This window comes from Sphingomonas sp. TX0543 (genome assembly GCF_048565505.1).
Lineage (GTDB): Bacteria > Pseudomonadota > Alphaproteobacteria > Sphingomonadales > Sphingomonadaceae > Sphingomonas.
This window is the reverse complement of record NZ_JBLZUS010000004.1, coordinates 108505-127933: the sequence shown is the minus strand read 5'-3', so window position 1 is coordinate 127933 and position 19429 is coordinate 108505. Positions and strand designations below refer to the sequence as shown.

15 protein-coding genes are annotated in these 19429 nt (G+C 63.6%); 9 read left to right on the top strand and 6 right to left on the bottom strand.

Annotation, left to right across the window (positions count from 1 at the left end):
* Positions 1-22 precede the first annotated feature (22 nt).
* The 7 genes from ACM61V_RS20210 to ACM61V_RS20180 all read left to right on the top strand — a co-directional run bounded on the left by ACM61V_RS20210 (position 23) and on the right by ACM61V_RS20180 (position 11136).
* Entirely contained in the window at positions 23-784 is a 762-nt protein-coding gene (locus tag ACM61V_RS20210; protein ID WP_419714621.1) for an ImuA family protein, read from the top strand.
* Positions 699-2492, top strand: coding sequence for a DNA polymerase Y family protein (locus ACM61V_RS20205; RefSeq protein ID WP_419714620.1), 1794 nt, complete (start codon positions 699-701; stop codon positions 2490-2492). The genes ACM61V_RS20210 and ACM61V_RS20205 overlap by 86 nt, the downstream gene beginning before the upstream one ends.
* On the top strand, positions 2489-5752 hold the full coding sequence (locus tag ACM61V_RS20200) for an error-prone DNA polymerase (protein ID WP_419714619.1): 3264 nt from the start codon (positions 2489-2491) through the stop codon (positions 5750-5752). The genes ACM61V_RS20205 and ACM61V_RS20200 overlap by 4 nt, the downstream gene beginning before the upstream one ends.
* Before the next feature lie 30 nt (positions 5753-5782).
* A complete protein-coding gene (locus tag ACM61V_RS20195; RefSeq protein ID WP_419714618.1) occupies positions 5783-6043 on the top strand; it encodes a hypothetical protein in 261 nt (86 codons plus the stop codon).
* A 2343-nt stretch (positions 6044-8386) separates the two neighbouring features.
* Positions 8387-9144, top strand: a protein-coding gene (locus tag ACM61V_RS20190; RefSeq protein WP_419714617.1) for an IS5 family transposase whose coding sequence is annotated in 2 segments (ribosomal slippage) — positions 8387-8720 and positions 8720-9144 — 759 coding nt in all. Because the reading frame shifts where the segments join, the coding sequence is not laid out codon by codon here.
* A 630-nt stretch (positions 9145-9774) separates the two neighbouring features.
* Positions 9775-10599, top strand: coding sequence for an aminoglycoside 3-N-acetyltransferase (gene aac(3), locus ACM61V_RS20185; protein WP_419714616.1), 825 nt, complete (start codon positions 9775-9777; stop codon positions 10597-10599).
* Between the two features lie 186 nt (positions 10600-10785).
* A complete protein-coding gene (locus ACM61V_RS20180) occupies positions 10786-11136 on the top strand; it encodes a DUF3147 family protein (protein WP_419714615.1) in 351 nt (116 codons plus the stop codon).
* Here the strand turns inward: ACM61V_RS20180 and ACM61V_RS20175 are convergent.
* The 6 genes from ACM61V_RS20175 to ACM61V_RS20150 all read right to left on the bottom strand — a co-directional run bounded on the left by ACM61V_RS20175 (position 11126) and on the right by ACM61V_RS20150 (position 16959).
* Entirely contained in the window at positions 11126-11821 is a 696-nt protein-coding gene (locus tag ACM61V_RS20175; RefSeq protein ID WP_419714614.1) for a superoxide dismutase, read from the bottom strand. The two genes, ACM61V_RS20180 and ACM61V_RS20175, sit on opposite strands and share 11 nt — an antisense overlap.
* 16 nt (positions 11822-11837) lie before the next feature.
* Positions 11838-13163 carry an alginate export family protein gene (locus ACM61V_RS20170; RefSeq protein ID WP_419714613.1) on the bottom strand — a complete coding sequence of 442 codons (1326 nt, stop codon included), beginning with the start codon at positions 13161-13163 and terminating at the stop codon, positions 11838-11840.
* Positions 13163-14560, bottom strand: coding sequence for a chromate efflux transporter (gene chrA / locus ACM61V_RS20165; protein ID WP_419714612.1), 1398 nt, complete (start codon positions 14558-14560; stop codon positions 13163-13165). Before chrA ends, ACM61V_RS20170 begins: the two co-directional genes overlap by 1 nt.
* Positions 14557-15381, bottom strand: coding sequence for a chromate resistance protein ChrB domain-containing protein (locus tag ACM61V_RS20160; RefSeq protein WP_419714611.1), 825 nt, complete (start codon positions 15379-15381; stop codon positions 14557-14559). The genes chrA and ACM61V_RS20160 overlap by 4 nt, the downstream gene beginning before the upstream one ends.
* Before the next feature lie 253 nt (positions 15382-15634).
* Complete coding sequence (locus ACM61V_RS20155; protein WP_419714610.1) at positions 15635-16363, bottom strand: hypothetical protein; 729 nt, start codon at positions 16361-16363, stop codon at positions 15635-15637.
* Between the two features lie 2 nt (positions 16364-16365).
* The gene (locus ACM61V_RS20150) at positions 16366-16959 is read right to left on the bottom strand and encodes a recombinase family protein (RefSeq protein ID WP_419714609.1); all 594 of its coding nucleotides are present in this window, start codon (positions 16957-16959) and stop codon (positions 16366-16368) included.
* Positions 16960-17107: 148 nt separating this feature from the next.
* Here ACM61V_RS20150 and ACM61V_RS20145 point away from each other — a divergent pair, with 148 nt between their 5' ends.
* Positions 17108-18589 carry a Mu transposase C-terminal domain-containing protein gene (locus ACM61V_RS20145; RefSeq protein ID WP_419714608.1) on the top strand — a complete coding sequence of 494 codons (1482 nt, stop codon included), beginning with the start codon at positions 17108-17110 and terminating at the stop codon, positions 18587-18589.
* Positions 18589-19410, top strand: coding sequence for an AAA family ATPase (locus ACM61V_RS20140; protein ID WP_419714607.1), 822 nt, complete (start codon positions 18589-18591; stop codon positions 19408-19410). Before ACM61V_RS20145 ends, ACM61V_RS20140 begins: the two co-directional genes overlap by 1 nt.
* Positions 19411-19429 lie beyond the last annotated feature (19 nt).

Here is a 19429-nt window from a genome sequence, read left to right as displayed (position 1 = left end):
GAACAAGTAGAGTCTAACCCTTATGTCCGCCGCCCTTAATCCCTCAGCGCCGACTATAGCGCATCTCCGGACGATCGCCACACCCGCGACCGACTTCCGCGTCATGCCCTTTGGCGTCGACGCGATCGACGGACGGCTCGGGGCAGGGGGCCTTCGCGCTGGTGCGCTACACGAGGCGACCGGACAGAGCGCCACGATGGTCGACGACGCGGCAACGACCCTATTCCTCGCCAGCATCGCCGCGCGTGAAGCTGCTGCGACAGGCGGACCGGTGTTGTGGGCCAGCTGCCGCGCCGACCTGTATGCGCCGGCGCTGGAGCAGATCGGACTACCGGCCGCAACCGTGATCCATGCACAACCCCGTGATGACGCGGCTCTCCTCGCGGTGATCGAGGATGCGGTGCGTGACGGCACACCGTCTGCGATCGTCGCAGAGGCCAGCAAAGTCTCCATGGTCGCAACCCGCCGTCTGCAACTGGTCGCGGCCGAGGCTGACATGCCGGTCCTGCTTCTACGTCGTCGGCGCGGTCTCAACGAGGATCCGCTCGCCGAGCCATCTGCGGCCTGGACCCGCTGGAGGATCGGCACCGCGCCGTCCGAGCGGCTTGAGGTCGCGGGTGTAGGAAGGGCGAGATGGGCGGTGGAATGCGCTCGCCAGCGTGGGGGTGAGGGGTTCTCCCTGATTGTGGAGGGCAGCGATGAGACGGGTCGTCTCGCTGTTCCTGCCGGACTTGGCCATCGAGCGGCTGAGACGGTTGGAACGGTCCGCTTCGCGGCAGCCTGAACGGCCTGTCCTCGAGCTGCCGGTAGATGACGACCCCGGCGCCTGTTCGGTACCGCGGGGCGGCGGTTGGCGGCCAGGTGCGCGGTGGGCACGCGAAGGTCTGCCTTCCCGCGCCGACGTCGAGACGCAGATCGCGGCGCTGCCAACCCATGCGCAACCGCCCATGCGCGAGCTCGGCCGTCGATCAGAGGCAGCGAGCCATCCCTATAAGGCCGTAATCGCAGGGCATCTGACGCCGAAAGCATCGCCGTTGGATATTAAAACCAATAGCCTTCCACCGTTGGCGCTGATCGGGAAGGCTGGCCGGCGCGAGGAGGTGGTTGCTGCATGCGAAGGTGCACGGGCGCTTGGCATCCATCCCGGTATGGCTGCGACCCATGCGCGCGCGCTCGTTTCGGATCTCGACTTCCGTCCGGCCGAGCCGGAGGCTGATGCTGCACTCCTCGATCGCCTTGCGTTGTTCGCGGTTCGGCGCTGGTCGCCCATTGCTGCTGTCACGCCTTCTGATGGGCTCTGGATCGACCTTGCAGGCTGCGCGCATCTGCATGGTGGCGAGGAGCGGTTCTGCAGGCGGCTGATCGCCTTCTGCCGTCGTGCCGGTTTCACCGCGCGCGTGGCCGTCGCTGACACGGCAGGGGCGGCCCATGCGCTCGCTCGCTTCGGCCGCAGCGAGCTGACCCGCGTCGAGCCGGGTGCAACCGCCAGTGCGATCTCGCCGCTGCCGATCGTCGCCTTGCGCCTGGCGCCGAGCGCACTCAGCGCCGCCAAACGCTTCGGCTTCGAGACAGTAGCGGATCTGCTGCCGGTCGCGCGAGGGCCACTGGCGCGTCGGCTTGGCCTGCCGGCGATCACGCGCTTGGACCAGGCGCTCGGCGCTGTCGCCGAGCCAATCACCCCGCGCGAGGATGCCGAGGTTCCGATCGTCGAGCGTCGTCTCCTTGAGCCGATCGGCACGGCCGAGGCGATCGAGCAAGTCATGGGCGACCTGCTGACCGACCTTGCACAGGTCCTGCAGGCGCGAGGCTTGGGCGCACGGGCACTCCGCCTCACCGGCTTGCGCGTCGACGGCACGGAACAGGTCGTGGGTGTCGGCACGTCGCGCCCGACGCGCGAGGTATCGCACCTCCTCAGGCTCCTGAAGCTCAGGATCGAGCGGATCGACCCCGGCATGGGGCTCGAGCAATTCTGGCTGGTAGCGCCGCATACCGAACCGTTGGATGCGGTCGACCTTGGCGCCGTCCTCGCCGGTGAGACGCTGGTGCGAGACCCGGCACGCCTGGTCGACGTCATCGCCGGCAGGATCGGGGGCTATGCCGTCTACCGACTTGCACCGGTCGAGAGCCATGTGCCGGAGCGGGCCGTCACCCGCTCCGACCCGGTGGAGATGCCAGGATCATGGCCCGCGTGGAAGCGCCCGATCCGTCTCTTTTCTCGGCCGGAACCGCTGGCGCGCGTCATGGCGCTGATGCCAGACCAGCCACCGCGCCGATTTGAGTGGCGGGGCAAGACCTACAAGATCGTTGCCGGCGACGGCCCCGAGCGCGTCCACGGCGAGTGGTGGCGGCGTGACGCCGAGGTGTGGGCGGTGCGCGACTATTACCGCGTCGAGGACGAGGCGGGCGGCCGCTACTGGGTGTTCCGGCGCGGCGACGGTTTCGAGGACCAGACCGGCGACCTGTCCTGGTGGATGCACGGGGTCTTCGGATGACCCACTATGTCGAGCTGCAGGTGCTCACCCATTTCTCGCTCCTGCGCGGCGCGTCGTCGCCGGAGGAGCTGTTCGCGGCCGCGGCCCTGCTCGGCTACCCCGCGATCGGCGTCAGCGACATCGGCACCGTTGGGGGCGTCGTGCGCGCATGGGAGGCGCAGAAGGCGACCCGCGTGCGCTCGATCGCGGGCACGCGCGTCGACCTCTCCTGTGGCCGTCGCCTGCTACTCTATCCCACCGATCGTCCCGCCTGGTCGCGGATCACGCGGCTGCTCACCGTCGGAAAGAAGCGGGCAGGGAAGGGCGCATGCCTGCTCCACTGGCACGACCTCGAGCCATGGTCCGAGGGCGTCATCGCCATCCTGCTGCCGGGCGAAGCAGACGAGGAGAACCTGGCGGCGCTGAAGGACCTCAAGGCAGTCTACGGGCGCCGTGGCTACATGGCGCTGTACCAGCGGCGTCGGCCGGGTGACGCGGTCCGCATCGACGCGCTCGCAAGGCAGGCGGGCGGCGCCGGCGTGCGCGCGGTCGTCACTGGCGATGTGCTCTACCATGCGCCCGAGGCGCGGCTGCTGCAGGACGTGGTCACGGCGGTGCGCGAGAAATGCACCGTTGATGAGCTGGGCTACCGCCGGGAGGTGAATGCGGACCGCGCGCTGAAATCGCCCGACGAGATGGTCCGGCGCTTTCGCGCCTATCCGGACGCGCTGCAGGCGAGCGTCGACATCGCGCGCATCTGCACCTTCGACCTCGGCGAGTTGGCCTACCAGTACCCGCACGAGCGGCTGATCGAGGGGCTGACGGCACAGGAGGCCTTGCAGAAGCTGGCGACCGAGGCGGTCGAGCGCATGTTCGATGGCAATGTGCCGGAAGCCTACACCACCCAGATCGCGCATGAGATGCGGTTGATCGGCGAGCTTGGCTACGCACCCTACTTCCTCACCGTCTATGCGATCGTGCGCGAGGCGCGCCGGCGCGGGATCCTCTGCCAGGGCCGCGGCTCGGCCGCGAATAGCTGTGTGTGCTTCGTGCTCGGCGTGACCTCGATCGACCCAATCAAGCACGAGCTGCTCTTCGAGCGGTTCGTGTCGGGCGAGCGCCGCGAGCCGCCCGACATTGACGTCGACTTCGAGCATGAGCGCCGCGAGGAGATCATCCAGTGGATCTATGAGACCTACGGTCGCAACCACTCCGCGCTGACCGCGGTCGTGACGCGCTACCGCGCGCGTGGCGCCGTGCGCGACGTCGGAAAGGCGCTAGGCTTACCGGAGGACCTGACCTCCTCGCTCGCCGGCCTTGTGTGGGGCTGGTCGGCCGAGGGCGTCGGCGAGAAACAGGTGGACGAGCTCAACCTCGACATCGCCGACCGCCGGCTGCGGCTCACGCTCGACCTCGCGCGCAAGCTCATCGGCGTGCCGCGCCACATGTCGCAGCACCCGGGCGGCTTCGTGCTGACGCATGATCGCCTCGATGACCTGGTGCCGATCGAGCCCGCTGCGATGGAGGATCGCCAGATCATCGAGTGGGACAAGGACGACATCGACAGCCTCAAGTTCATGAAGGTCGACGTCCTCGGCTTGGGCATGCTCGGCTGCATGAACCGGGCCTTCAACCTACTCGAACAGGACAAGGGCATCCGGGTTGGGCTGGCCGACCTGCAGGACGATGATCCCGACGTCTACGCCATGATCCAGAAGGCCGACACGCTCGGCACCTTCCAGATCGAGAGCCGCGCGCAGATGAGCATGCTGCCGCGCATGAAGCCGCGCCGCTTCTACGACCTTGTCATCCAGGTCGCGATCGTGCGCCCGGGCCCGATCCAGGGCGACATGGTCCATCCCTACCTACGCCGGCGCGAGGGACTCGAACGGCCGGAATACCCGCGTCCCGAGCTACGCGCGGTGCTCGAGAAGACGCTCGGTGTGCCGCTGTTCCAAGAGCAGGCCATGAAGGTGGCGATCGTCGGCGCCGGCTTCACACCGGCCGAGGCGGACCAGCTACGCCGCGCCATGGCCACGTTCAAATTCACCGGTGGGGTCAGCCACTTTAGCGAGAAGCTGATCGAGGGCATGGTCGCACGCGGCTATCCGCGCGACTTCGCCGAGCGCACCTTCCGCCAGCTTGAGGGCTTCGGCTCCTACGGCTTTCCGGAGAGCCACGCCGCCAGCTTCGCCAAGATCTCCTATGCGAGCAGCTGGATGAAACACCATCATCCAGACGTGTTCTGCGCCGCGCTGATGAACGCGCAGCCTATGGGCTTCTACGCGCCCGCGCAGATCGTCCGCGACGCGCGCGAGCATGGCGTCGAGGTGCGACCACCTTGCGTCAATGCGAGCCGATGGGATTGCACGCTCGAGCGAACCGGCGAGCGCTATCTGGCGGTGCGGCTCGGCCTGCGGGTGATCCGCGGGCTCTCGAACGCTGACGGGGCGAAGATCGTCTCCGCGCGCAGCACCACGGCATATGACTGCGTTGAGGACGTCTGGCGCCGGTCGGGCGCACAGCGCGTCGCGATCGAGAAGCTGGCGGACGGCGATGCCTTCCACAGCTTCGGCGCCGATCGCCGGCAGGGCCTCTGGAAGGTGAGGGGGCTCGGCGAGGCTTCGCTGCCGCTGTTCGCCGCAGCCGATCGCGCGGCCGAGACACTGAGCGCGGAAGGGATCGAGCCAGAGGTGCAGCTACGGGCGCTGACCGACGGTCGCGAGGTGATCGAGGATTATCGTAACCTCCAGCTGTCGCTCCGCGCTCACCCGCTGACGTTCGTGCGCGACGAGCTGCGACGCCGCGGCGTCACCCGCTGCGCTGACCTCGCCAGCGTCCGCGACGGCCGCCATGTCGAAGTCGCGGGCATCATCCTGGTGCGTCAAAAGCCCGGATCCGCCAAGGGTGTGCTGTTCATCACGATCGAGGATGAGACCGGCATCGCCAACGGCATCCTCTGGCCCGACCGCTTCGAGGCGCAGCGCCGCACCGTGATGTCGGCTTCCATGGTCGGTCTGAAGGGGCGCGTGCAGAAGGAAGGCGAGGTCATCCACGTCATCTGCGACCGCATCGTCGACCACGGCGACCTGCTCCACCGTGTCGGAGATATGTCCTTCCCGCACCGCACCGGGCGCGGCGATGCGGGCCAGCATCCAGGCTCACCGGATCGCGGGGACAAGGGATGGCAGCCCGAGCCGCGCAACCAATACTGGCCGCCCCATGCGGACGGTAAGGATCCTGAGGACGTCGTGCGCTTCAAATCGCACGACTTCCACTGATCCGTGTCGACGCTGCCTCGGCACCAGCGCGTGGTGATCGCGCTGTCGGTGCACATCCTGCGTGCTGGCGTCGCTAAATGCTCCGAGACCACCGTCGACGGGATGGAGGTTCGGCTCGCGCTGCGCTGTCTCCTGCCGCACTGCCCTGAGCGCTGGCCACTGGAGCTCTACTGGGACGCCGCCTCGCAGACGAACGAGATAGGCCGCGCCCAAGGCGTCACCGCGGCGTTCAACGGGATCGTGCGGCAGCTGCGGAAAGCAGGCCGGTACGAGGACGTTTCGCCGCTGTGAGCAACCGGCGGACGAACGACACCTCCTACCGAACGCTAGGCGAATGGGTCGCCGACCGCGCTGACATGCGGATCGTTTGCTCGTGCGGCCGCACCATCAACTTTCCGGCCGAGCGGATCCTCGAGCGCTTCAAAGGTGACGGTGAGGTCGCCAACAAAATGATCCGACTACGCTGCCGCAGCTGCGGGCGGCGGGGACACGCCTCCCTATCTGTAGGCGCTTGCGATCGTATCGGCGTCTGCTCGCAAACAGCCGGATTTCCTGCTCACGTTATCTGCCACTGGCGGGTGGCACCCTGCTCGAACTAACTGCCAATGTGCTCGCCATCATCCGGCGCTGCTCGCAATCGGAGATGCCTGCTCACATTATCCGCTCCGGGTGGATGCCAGAGGCGGGATTCTCTCACGGGCGGGACCGTCCCAATTCTCCGTCTCCAATCAGCCATTTTGGGAAAGAGCAATCGGGAACATATTTCGGGAAGACGGCTACCTCCTTGCCGTCCAGCGCGCCTTGCGACCGTCAGCCATTCCGACGAACCTTCGTTTGAGAGAAAGCCAGCTCGTTTGATAGCGCCACTTAGGGAATGCGACGATCGCTGCGCGGGCCAGCCTTAATAACGTCGAAGGTGCGTGAGCACGTTCGCGTATTGGGTGACGCGGCCAGATACCTGTTGAGTTTCTTAAAGTTCCTACGATTTACGTCTAAAGAGATTCCTTCGTATGAACAGGGCGCCATATAGCAGGGAGGTGTTAGAGCATTGACATTAATGCCGTGACTAATAGCAAACTGTTTAATTGCAGTACGGCATACCTTATCCGATGTCTGTACCCGTTCCGCAGAGGCGGCGGCAGTTGCTGAAAGGGCGATTAATATTGTCGCTGTCCAATATATCATTGCTCTTCCATATTAAAAAAGCCATAGCGGAAGTTGGATTAGCCAACCTCACGGAACCCGGACATTCCCAAAGTTTGGTCTTGATGGGTAAACACCGAGCGGCGACTAGCGTTAGGAAGGAAATTACGAGTTTAGCTGTGACTGGGGGCTAGGGGATGCACCTCGACAATGCGCCAGTTGCCGTTCTGCTTTCTCAATTGGGCGATTAGTGGGGAGTCACGCGTGGCGTAACGAGCTATAAATGCGCAAGTTGTAGTCGGGAGGTCGCTAGGCTCGCGTTCGCCGCAACTCACGTTCTGAATCCGCCAAACCCCTTGGGGGAGATGAAACAGGACAACCTCACCCTGCCGGAGAGCCTCATCTGCAACTGCCTTCTTAACGGCAGTATCGTGGGCCAGAAGTGCGTCTATCAGTTCTGTATCGGTAGGGCATAGCAGGAGTGAGGCGCAACGGCTGGTCGCGGCCAGCAACAGCATAGCGAACATGAGGCAGCCTCCCGAGAGGTTTGACCGATACCCCAAACGCCGGTTCGACGCCAACTACGGCTGGCGTCAAAGCGAATCACTCGCTTGAAGCTGGAGATTACCAATGGCAGCATACGGTTATGATAAGTAGAAACGCGCTCCTGAGCCTCGTTTTAACGATCGCGGTTCTAAACACTGGCGGGAGTGTCGCAGCAGGCCAAGGTGGACCGATACGGCTCACACTCAAAGATCGTGACGCCTGCTTAGCAAGCGGGGGCAAGGTCGAGGAAACGGGAATGATATGGCACGAAATTTGTGTCGTAAGGTTTAAGGATGGCGGAAAAACCTGTACTAGCAACAAGCAGTGTCAAGGAGGCTGCATTTATCCCCAGGATAAGCGCGAGCTAATTAAGAAAGGTTCCGCAGTCGTTGGTGTCTGTAAACCAGATAATCGAATATCGGGTTGTTGGACGACAGTGGACAACGGCCGTCTCGGAAGAGCCATCTGTGTAGACTAAGCAGTGTGCTCGAAGTTATACACAGACGTGATCCATCATCACGGGGCACCATCGTTCTCGATCGGCCTTCGCACTCGGGAACGCCGCGCCAGCCGCGCGGGTACTGCGTAAGGAGCCTAACGTTTGCCGCCCACATCAACGAGTCGGCGGTTTTACGTTGCTTGGCAGCGAGTATGCCGCCTTCGAGGTAATCTGCCCTGCGCACCATTTGACAGCCTGCTTTAGGCCGGTGTTATCAATATTGTATCTCCGGTTTTTCCAGCCGGCGGGCAATCGGTTTTCTAAGATGCCCTTATTTACAATTGACCAATCCCTCGACTTATATCCCCATTCCAACTTCTTTGCGTTAATAATATGATCGTACAATATATTTATATTCATCCAAGGATCGCTATCTGCCACTCTAGGCTCAGGACCCATTGATGTGGGCGTCGCGATCTGATTCAGGCTCCGCGAGGAGACCGGAAATGAGCAACCTGTACTGGCTGTCCGAGGAGCAAATGGCGCGTCTGCGACCGTACTTCCCCAAGAGCCACGGCAAGCCGCGGGTGGATGACCGGCGGGTGCTCAGCGGCATCGTCTTCGTCAACCGCAACGGGTTGCGCTGGTGCGATGCGCCGAAGGACTACGGCCCGCACAAGACGCTCTACAACCGATGGAAGCGCTGGGGTGAGAAAGGCATCTTCCTCCAGATGATGGAGGGGCTGGCTGCCGCGAGCGCCGAGCCCAAGACCGTCATGATCGACGCTACCTACCTCAAGGCGCACCGCACCGCATCGAGCCTGCGGGTTAAAAAGGGGATCTTGGCCGCCTCATAGGCCGTACCAAAGGCGGCATGAACACGAAGCTGCACGCCGTCAGTGATGCCACCGGCCGCCCCTTGAGCTTCTTCATGACCGCCGGCCAGGTCAGCGACTACACCGGCGCCGCGGCCCTGCTGGACGACCTGCCCAAGGCGCAGTGGCTGCTCGGCGACCGCGGCTACGACGCCGACTGGTTCAGGGATGCGCTTCAGGAGAAGGGCATCAAAGCGTGCATCCCGGGGCGGAAATCGCGCAGCAAACCCGTCAAATACGACAAGCGCCGCTACCGAGGTCGCAGTCGGATCGAGATCATGTTCGGACGCCTGAAGGACTGGCGCCGTGTCGCTACCCGCTATGACAGATGCCCAACCGTCTTCCTGGCCGCCGTCGCGCTCGCGGCCACCGTCATCTTCTGGCTATGACCAATGAGTCCTGAGCCTAATCGCATGATAGCCCCTCCATATCGTCATGATGATTTCATCGTCCGACTTCGGATAGTTTACGTTGCTGAATTCTGAAGGGCGTGCGGATATGTTAGCGTACTCCCATCGCGTGCCATCAATGTACAACCATAAGTGGTCGCCGATAGATGTTATCTCGTCTTGATCTCCGTCTGGTTTAACCTGACCAAGAAACCGTATTCTAAGTGATGCCACACCCGCGGTATCATTAACCTCAAAACTTAGCTGCGGGCTTTCGCCTTGGCACGAGACGCTAGAGATGGTTGGGGGGAGGTCGGGTCGATCCGTGTTCCAGTTTACGTTTGTCGTGGCTTTTAATGACCATGCTGCCGTATGCGAGACGGCAAAATCAAAGCTGTCAGCATTCTGCGCTATAGCTGTTGTGGGGTGAGCCACGATAATCGCGCTAGCAACCCCGATCGCAACCATCTTTCGCATCACTGCTCCCTCCGCTGGCGGACGTTCACAGTTGCAAAGCCATCCTCGACTATCAATGATGATCGAGGGCACGGGAGCATTCTCAAAACCTACCTTGCGGCGAAGCGATCGTGAGGCTTGGCCGTGCTGCCGGCGTCGCCCATAATCGGTCGCATGACGATTGATCGACCTAGCTACAACACCCGATCTTCGCTCCGCGACGATCTAATCCGGATAGGTTTGAGCGTGGGCGATACCGTCATGGTGCACGCCGCGATGAGCAAGGTCGGACCAATGCTCAATGGCCCCGATGCCCTTTCCACGGCTTTGCTGGATGTGATCGGTCCCGATGGTACGCTGCTGGTCTATACGAGCTGGGACAGTGTGCATGACGACTTGCTGGACAGTGACGGCCGCGTCCTTGCTCGATGGCGGGATCATGTGCCGGGGTTCGATCCGCACGCGTCGAGAGCAGTGCGGATGAATGGCGTCATTGCCGAGTTCGTCCGCACGATACCCGGTGCCAGGCGGAGCGGTAATCCCGGCGCCTCGGTCGCGGCGATTGGCAGGCTGGCGAGCTGGATCACCGCCGATCACTCTCAAGATTACGGCTATGGCGAAGGCTCGCCGCTCGCCAAGCTGATCGAGGCGAACGGTCGCATCCTGATGATCGGCGCTCCTTGGGACACGATGACGCTAATCCACCACGCCGATCATCTGGCGAACCTGCCGGCCAAGCGAGTGCGTCGGTACGAGGTGCCTTTTGCCGACGGAGCGGAAACTACTTGGCGTTTCATAGAGGAGTTCGACACCACCGAGCCTGTGGTGGAAGGCCTGCCTGAAAACTACATCGAGCAGATCGTCACTGCTTATGTCGCAGGCGGGAGCGGTCGCGAAGGCTCGATCGGCCTTGCCCCTTCCTTGCTGGTGGATGCTCGACCCATGCTCGCGTACGCAATTGAGTGGCTGGAAGCCCGTAGCGCCCTTCCGGCAACCTAGTTCGGACGGGTTTAGAGAAGCCTTTTTGTTTCCCGAAATTCGATCCTCGTGGGAATGCCCCGGCTGTCTCGCCGGCCGTTGCCAATCGTGAAGGCACAGGCCCGGCTCGTAACTCCCTGTTGAACCGATCGACGGAAGGTTGAAGCATGGGGCGGTGATCGAGCAGCCGATACCCGAGGGCCACCAGTGTTCTATCTCTTCCTGAAAGCAGCCATTTCCGGTGTCATCATTGCCGTCGTTTCGGAGACGGCCAAACGCTATCCAGGGTTCGGGGCAATGATTGCGTCGCTGCCGCTCGTCTCTGTGCTGGGCATGATATGGCTGTGGAGGGATAGGCCGGATACCGCGAACATGGCGGACCATGCGGGTGCCACCTTCTGGTACGTCCTGCCCTCCCTGCCGATGTTCCTGTTGATACCGGCGCTGCTGCGCCGAGACGTCGGGTTCTGGCCTGCTCTACTCGCCGGCTGTGTGCTGACGATCTGCCTCTATGCCGTGATGACCTGGGCGGCACCGCGCTTCGGGATCAGGCTCTAGAATCGGCGGCCAGCCTGTCGAAGCGCCGGCTGGCCGCATCCCAACTCAGCACCTTCATATAGGCGTCGACGTAATCACCGGCCTTGGCACCATAGTCGATCGCATAGGCGTGTTCGTACATATCGAGCGCCAGCAGCGGAGTTCCTCCGGCGAGCGTCATTGTGTGATCCGCGGCCCACGTGTTCGTCAGCCGATTGTCGCGCTCGCTCCAGGTCAGAAGCACCCAGCCCGAACCACCGGCCAGTGCCTTGCCCATCCCGGTAAATTCGGCCGCCCAGCGTGCATGGCTGCCGAAATCGCGCTCGATCGCCTGCGCCAGACGTCCGCCGACCTTTGCGCTACCGCCCAGCCCCGCGAAGTAGATTTCATGCAGGATCATCGAGTTCCAGGCGATCAGCTCCTCCCGCTTGAGCCCATTCAGCGTGAAGCCCGGCGCGGTCAGCGGATCGACCTTCGCAAACTCCGCCTTGATCGCCCCGAGCCGCTTCACCGCTCCGACGTAATTGTTGTCATGGTGACTGGTGATGAGCTTCGCTGACAGACCGGGCAGGGTCGATGCGTCGAAGGGCAACGGGCGTGGCGTGAAACCAGGGACGGCAGATGTCTGTGCACCAGCAACGGCGGGCATCGCCGCCAATCCCGCGACAAGGCCACCAGCGATTGCAGTGCGTCGATCTACTGTCATGCGGACGTATCCCTCTTCAGAAGTTCGCGGTTGCGTTGAGCGAGACATATTTCGTCCATCGACCGGGTGGCGCGTTCGGCGCCGTGCGCAGGAAGCGCCCCTTGCCGAGCAGGACGGCATCGACCTCGAGGCGAAGCGATTTCGACACTTGATGACGGACGCGGCCGTCGAATTGCGTTCCTGCGTATGATCCAGCCCGCCCGGTCGTGTCGCGCACCCCGGTAAACGAGAAGGCGTCCTGTCGGGCCGCGAGCCAGAATGGGCGGAGCGACCCCATGAGATCTGTACGTTTGCCGGGTGTCGCTTCGATGCGGACCCCTGGGCTGACGAGATTGCTGCGGATGATGGCGTTGTACAGGCCAGCGGGCGCTAGGTCGGCGCGGCGCATTCCGAACAGCGTGTCGAAGCGCCCATAGTCTCCACCCGGACGATCGCCGCTGGCATGGTCATATTCCAACGCGATCCGCGGCTTCCACCCTCCCCTGAAAGTATAGCCGACGTCTCCGTGGAGGAACCAGGCAGCGACCTTCTGTCGCGCGGCGTTTGCAGCCAGGCTGCTTGAAATCTCCCCGCGTTGGACGATGCCCTCGACCTCATAGTCGAACCCGCCGGCGACGGGATCGACGATGATGCGAGCGGACGCGGTGTTGAGCGAACGATCGCGGGTCGGACGCCCGGCCCGATCGCGTTCGCCGAGATGGAAGAACGACGTTTCCACCATCGCGCGGCTGATGGTGTTCGCGCGGCTAAGGAGTCCTCCCCAGAGGACGAGATCGAAGCCTTCATAATCCGGCGCGACGGCGTTCCTGCGCAGCGACGACAGATCGTCCGGCCTGCGTTGCTGCGGCAGGACATAGAGAAGGGTGGACTTCCAACCGCCTCGCCACCCCAAATCGGCACGAATGCCCGTATAGCCGTTGGTGGTATTCCGATAATCGTCGGCTGCCACCAACCGGCGCGAACCGATGTTGAGCAGGAAGCGTCCTGCCTGGATCATGGCGCTGGTGCCGTCGCCGAACGGCGCGCGAGGCCGCCACTCGACATAGGCCTGCACCAATTCGAGGGCGTTCACGTCGCCCGTCGACAGGGGTGTGCCGCGGTTGTCGCCGTAGACACGGCTGTCCCACAGCTCGCCCACGATCTTGATCGGGCCGTCATCGTACTGCGCCGCAACGGTCGTGCGCAGGTTCAACAGCGTGTCGCTCTCGTTGAAACCGGCACGCGCCTGTCCGTCGATCGCTTCCGCCCGGATGCGCGACGTCCCCGACACCGTCACCTGCGCTGCAATCGGCGTACACCAGCCCATCGCCGCAAGGGCGACGCACACCTTGGGGACGCGCATCAGGCGATCACACCGAGGAAATGCAGAGCCAGGCCGGCGGCAGCGGTTGCCAGCAGCGTCGTGATGACCCCAGCGCGCGTCATGAAGATCGCATAGGCGGCTCCCAGCGACAGCACGAGCGCGGCTGGATCGATGCTGGTCAGCACCGGCGCGTCGAAGCGCAACGGACCTGCCGTGACCGCGATCGTTTTGCGGAAGAGAGTGTGCAGCGCGAACCAGATCGCAAGGTTGAGGACCACCCCGACGACCGCGGCGGTGATCGCGGACAGCGCGCTCGCGACCGCGGCATTGCCGCGCAGCCGTTCGATGAACGGCGCACCGAGGAAGATCCACAGGAAGCACGGCACGAACGTCACCCAGGTCGCGAGCAACCCGCCGAGCGTGCCCGCGAGCAGCGGCGACAGCGCGCCGGGGTCGCGATACGCGCCGAGAAAGCCGACGAATTGCAGGACCATGATGAGCGGCCCCGGCGTCGTCTCCGCCATGCCGAGCCCGTCAAGCATCTCCTTCGGCCCCAGCCATCCGTAGGTATCGACGGCCTGCTGCGCGACGTAGGCAAGGACGGCATAGGCACCCCCGAACGTCACCATCGCCATCGTCGAGAAGAAGGTCGCGATCCGGCTGAACACGTCGTCGGGACCGAGTGCGATCAGCAGCGTGGCGACCGGCGCCAGCCACAGAGCAAGCCAGACAAGCGCGGTGCGCATGGTCTCGCGCCAGCTCGGGCGCGCATGGTCGGGCAGTTCCTCGCCCAGCAGCGTGTCCGCATCGGCGACGACCGCACCCTTTGATGCGCCGTGACCACCACCGCGGAACGCGGTGCTGCCCTGCCGCGCCGACCACCAGCCAATCAGCCCGGCGCCCAGCACGATCACCGGAAAGGGCGCGCCGACAAAGAAGATCAGCACGAAGGCGACCCCGGCCAGCACGCGCGCCGGGGTCGATTTGAGCGCCCGTCCACCGATCCGCACCACCGCCTGAAGCACAACGGCCAACACCGCGCACTTCAGACCGAAGAACAGTGCCGATACGATGCCGACGCGGCCGTAGAGGACATAGATCCAGCTCAGCGCCATGATCGCGACCGCACCCGGCACGACGAACAGCACACCCGCGACGATGCCGCCCTTCGTGCGGTGCATCAGCCACCCGATGTAGGTGGCGAGCTGCTGCGCCTCGGGGCCGGGCAGCAACATGCAGTAGTTGAGCGCGTGGAGGAATCGCTGCTCGCCGATCCATCGCTTCTCGTCGACAAGGATGCGGTGCATCACCGCGATCTGGCCGGCCGGCCCGCCGAACGACAGCATGGCGATGCGCAGCCATACCCAGAAGGCTTGGCCGAGCGTGACCGGCTCCGGCCGGGTGCGAGCCGGGGCATCAATGGTGGCCGCAGTCATGCCGGCACCTTGGCGCGCGCAGGCTGATGCGAGGTCCAGTTATGCTTCTCGCCCTGCGCGTCGCGACACCAGCGATAGAGGGCGTCGTAGATCGCCATGCCGGCTTCGAGCTGGGCGTGATCGTCGCTGTGGATGCGCGAAAGCCCTAGCGAGATCGCGAGGAGGCCGGCCGCCTCCGGCACAACGTCGAGCCGATCGGTGTCGGCACCGCGGACGATCGCGGCGAGACGAACCAGAGGCTCATGGTTCTCCAGCCCGAACGCCTCGACCATCACGTCGAAGGTGCAGCGTTCGCCGCGATGGCTCCAGAACACGCGCTCGTCGGCAATGTCGAACGGCTCGGCCTGCTGCTGCGCGGCAACGGTCAGCACCTCTGTCGGTGCGACAAAGAGGAAACGGGCATCGGGATCGACGAAGCGCCGGATAAGCCACGGGCAGGCAATGCGGTCAACCTTGGGCCGCGCGCGTGTCACCCACCAGGTCCGACCGTCATCGTGGCGCGGTGGCAGGTGCGCCAGCGATACCGTGGGCCACCCTCCCTCAAGCCAAGCGGCGAAGCCCCCTTCCAGCGCCTCCGCCGCGACACCATCGCTCCGCAGGATCGCCGCGGTGGCGACGGCAGATCCGTCATCCTTTTCGTCGACGATCACCACCGATGATCCGGCAGGTATGTCCCACCTTGCGGGCTCCCGATGAGCGGGAAAGGTCGTACCGGGAATTACTTCGGATGGCGCGTCGCGTAGATCGACGATGCGGGGTGATCCGGTCAACGCAACGATGCGCGTGAGCTTATCCGGGGCAATGGCATTTGGAGCAGGCATGACGCGTCCCTTGCGTAGTGATGCTGGACGCGATTCTCTGGCTGACGCCTCGTGGGGAGATCGCCATCCCCATACGGCCAATCAGCCACGGCGGTCAGTCGTTGTCAATCGCGGACGCGCTTGTTCTCGTTTCCAGTGACGTGAGAGTATTTGAGAACACGCCAAATTTCCCGTTTCACCATCCCTGTAGATGTCAGCGGCGAGTGGCATGATCCTGTCAGTGCTAGATGACACCCCACGGTATGCGCCACGATCATCGCGCATGCGAAGTTTTGGTGTCAGCGGGCGCACGTAACTCAGCGATCGAGAATGGCAGTGGCCGACGCAGATAGGGAGCAAGCGAGGCCCAACTGACGGTTGCCGAGCCACCAGATGCATAGCCGCCGAGTTCGTATGGGCCGAAGGTCCATGATATGCCTGCTGGTCCAACCGTGGCGTGCTTCCAATCGAGCGGCAGGCCATCAGTAAACTGGCTCGCATCGATACCCTCCTGATTGTCGAATGCTGCCAAGGCCTTGAGCTTTAGAGCACGGTCTGGCGCTATGGACAGCACATCGGCTTGGGTAAGTGGCCGGTGCAATTGACGTGACCACACGATGTTGAGGGAGGCATCGCTGTTAGGGTGAGCCATGCTCGCTTCATAGTAGCTGGCGCCGATATGAACGCTGACTAGATCGCTTGAAGCTGCCTCTAGCGTTTCAAATACATCTAGCGAACCCGCAGTATTGGTAGCCTCGAAGGAACCGGAAGCATCGCCTGTGTCGCCGGCATAATAGTCTCGGGCGAATGCGCGTGCCTGTCCCAGCAGAAGGCGCGCCAAGTCGGCATCGCGAGGATCGCTCGGCACAATGGCCTCTATGTGCTCCTTCCATTCGGCCCGTTCCCCGGCCGGAACACCATGAATGGTCTTCGATCTATTAGACAAGACATTTACATTGAACGAGAAGCCGCCAACGGCTGTCATGAGCAGAATGGCCAACATTGTCAGGCTGCCTTTGCAGGTGTGACGGGGTTGCGGCCGAGTGTTCGGTACACGGTGGGGCGAGATATGGAGAACAGTTCGGCCAGATCGCTGATCGAGTAATCGTCGGTGTCGTACATTCGGCGCAGCTCCTTCTGCTGGCGATCCGATAGCTTGGGCTTCTTCCCGCGCAGCTTACCCTTGGAGCGCGCGACCGCCATCCCCTCGCGGGTGCGGAGCTTGATAAGGTCTGCCTCGAACTCGGCGAATGTGGCGAGGATGTTGAAGAACAGCTTGCCCATCGGGTCCGTCGGGTCGTGGATGCTGGCACCGAGCTGAAGCTTCACGCCGCGGGCGGCCAGGCCATCCCCAATCGCGCGCGCGTCCGGCACCGAACGGGCAAGTCGATCGAGCTTCGGGACCACCAGCGTGTCGCCGCTTCGTACTGCGGCTAGCGCTTGGTCGAGGCCGGGCCGATCCCGGTTCGTGCCGGTGAACCCCTTGTCAGTGTAGATGCGATCGGCCGCCACCCCGAGCTTGAGCAGCGCGTCATGCTGGGCGGCGAGGTCCTGTTTATCGGTCGAGCAGCGGGCATAGCCGATCAGCGTGTGCGTCATGGATCGGAGTGTAACGTATAAGGCCCCGTCACCGCAAAACATATGGTACTATCTATGTGAGACTCGGCTTCTGGCCGTTTTCCGTGGGTCGATCAACTGACCGGGGCGGGTCCGCTGAACGATCCTCTTTCGGACGGGGCAGATCACCATGACCGATGATCGAAAGCCGGAACCGGGAAGTGCCGAAGTCGCGAAACGGATGGCCGTGCTTCGCCGGCACCTCCATGATGGGGTGCCGCTGGGCGAGGCCGCGACCGATGCCGGCATATCGCTCCGCACCGCCCGCCGCTGGCTCAGCCGCTACCGCTCCGATGGTCCGGCAGGGCTGGCGCGTCAGACCCGACCGGAAGCCGGCAAGCGCACCTTCCCGAAAGAACTGGTCGAACTGATCGAGGGCATGGCGCTGCTCAAACCGCCGCCATCGATCGTGACCATCCATCGCCGTCTCGCCGCCATCGTCGGCGAACGGCAATGGCGAATGCCGTCCTATGGCAGTGTGCGCGATATCGTGCGCCGGATCGATCCGGCGATGCTGACCTTGGCGCACGAAGGTGCCGCGGCCTTCCGCGACAAGTTCGAGTTGGTCCATCGACACCGCGCCGAGTGCCCCAATGCGATCTGGCAAGCCGATCATACCCAGCTCGATATCCTGATCCTCGATGCAGGCGGTCGCCCGGTGCGGCCGTGGCTGACGACGGTGCTGGACGATCACTCGCGCGTGATCGCGGGCTACATGGTTTTCCTCGGCGCGCCCTCCGCGCTCAACACCTCGCTCGCGCTGCGACAGGCGATCTGGCGCAAGGCCGATCCAGCATGGCCGGTGTGCGGCATTCCCGACGTGCTGTATGTCGATCACGGATCGGACTTCACCAGCCTCCATCTCGAACAGGCTGCGGCCGATCTACGTATCCGCCTGATCTACTCCGCCGTCGCCCGTCCACAGGGACGCGGCAAGATCGAGCGGCTGTTCCGCACCATCAACACCGAACTGCTGGCAGAACTTCCGGGCAATCTTCGCAACGGCAAACCGGTTTCAACGCCTCGCCTGACGCTGCCCGAACTGGACGCCGCGATCGGCGCTTACATCGTCACAACCTATAATGTCCGCCCGCACCGCGCGATCGGCGTAACGCCCGTCAATGCGTGGCGCGGCGATGGCTGGCTGCCCCGTATGCCAGAAACGCTGGAGGAACTGGACTCGCTGCTGGTCATGGTCGCCAAGCCGCGCATCGTTCACCGTGACGGTATCCGTTTCGAGGGACTGCGCTACTTCAATCCCACGCTCGCCGCCTATGTCGGCGAACCGGTGACGATCCGCTACGATCCTCGCGACGTAGGCGAGGTTCGGGTATTCCACCGCAACGCCTTTCTGTGCCGCGCCGTCAGTCCGGACCATGCTGGCCTGAGCATCACCCTCAAGGATGTTCAAGCCGCGCGTCTCGCCTATCGCCGTCGTCTGCGAAGCGAGATCGGAGAGCGGAAGGCCCGCGTTGCCGACTATCTGCCCGCAATCCTGCGCGCGCCCGGTTCCAGTTCAGTGCAGGCACCAACGCCGATGCCCAGACCTACCAATCCTCCCGAGGCGATACGCAGCAAGCCGCGCCTCCGCACTTACTACGAGGGCGAATAATGGCAGATGGCAGCGCCCGCGCCACCAGCTTCATCTCGACGCAGGAGCATCGCCGCTTCACCGAGTTTGCCAATGCCGTCCGCAAGCACCGCTATATCGGCCTGTGTCACGGCACGGCCGGCGTCGGTAAAACCCTGTCCGCGCGCCGCTATGCCCGCTGGGACGGCGCAGTCGATTTGCTCATGACCTGGGGTGCGCGGCAGAATTCCGATCTGAAGATATATGCCGACCTCGCCCGTGCGCGTGCCGTCTTCTATACGCCGACCGTCGGCAGCACGCTACGCGAACTGCGTCAGGACCTGCCCCGCCTTTTAGATCGGGTCGATATCTGCATCGATCACCATGTCCGGCCGAAGGGACAGGTCATTGTTTCGCCTCGCAAACATCATGTCGAATTGCTGATCGTCGATGAAGCCGACCGGCTGTCCAACACGGGGCTGGAATATCTGCGCGACCTATTCGACCGGAAGGGCATCGGCCTGATCCTGATCGGGATGCCGGGGATCGAAAAACGGATGGGACGATACGCACAGCTTTTCAGCCGTGTGGGCTTCGCCCACCAGTACCGGCCCTTGCAGGATGAGGAACTGACCTTCGTGCTGACCCGGCGATGGCGCGACCTCGGACTTGCGATGGACGAAGCGGACTTCACCGACGCGCAGGCGGTCGCCACCATCGTGCGGATCACGAGCGGCAATTTCCGTCTGCTCCACCGGCTGTTCGTTCAGATCGAGCGCATCCTGCGGATCAACGGCCTGAATGCAATCACCGACGACGTGGTGGAAGCGGCGCGCAGCACCCTCGTGATCGGTGTCACTTAGCGCTGATAGAACCGTGCCA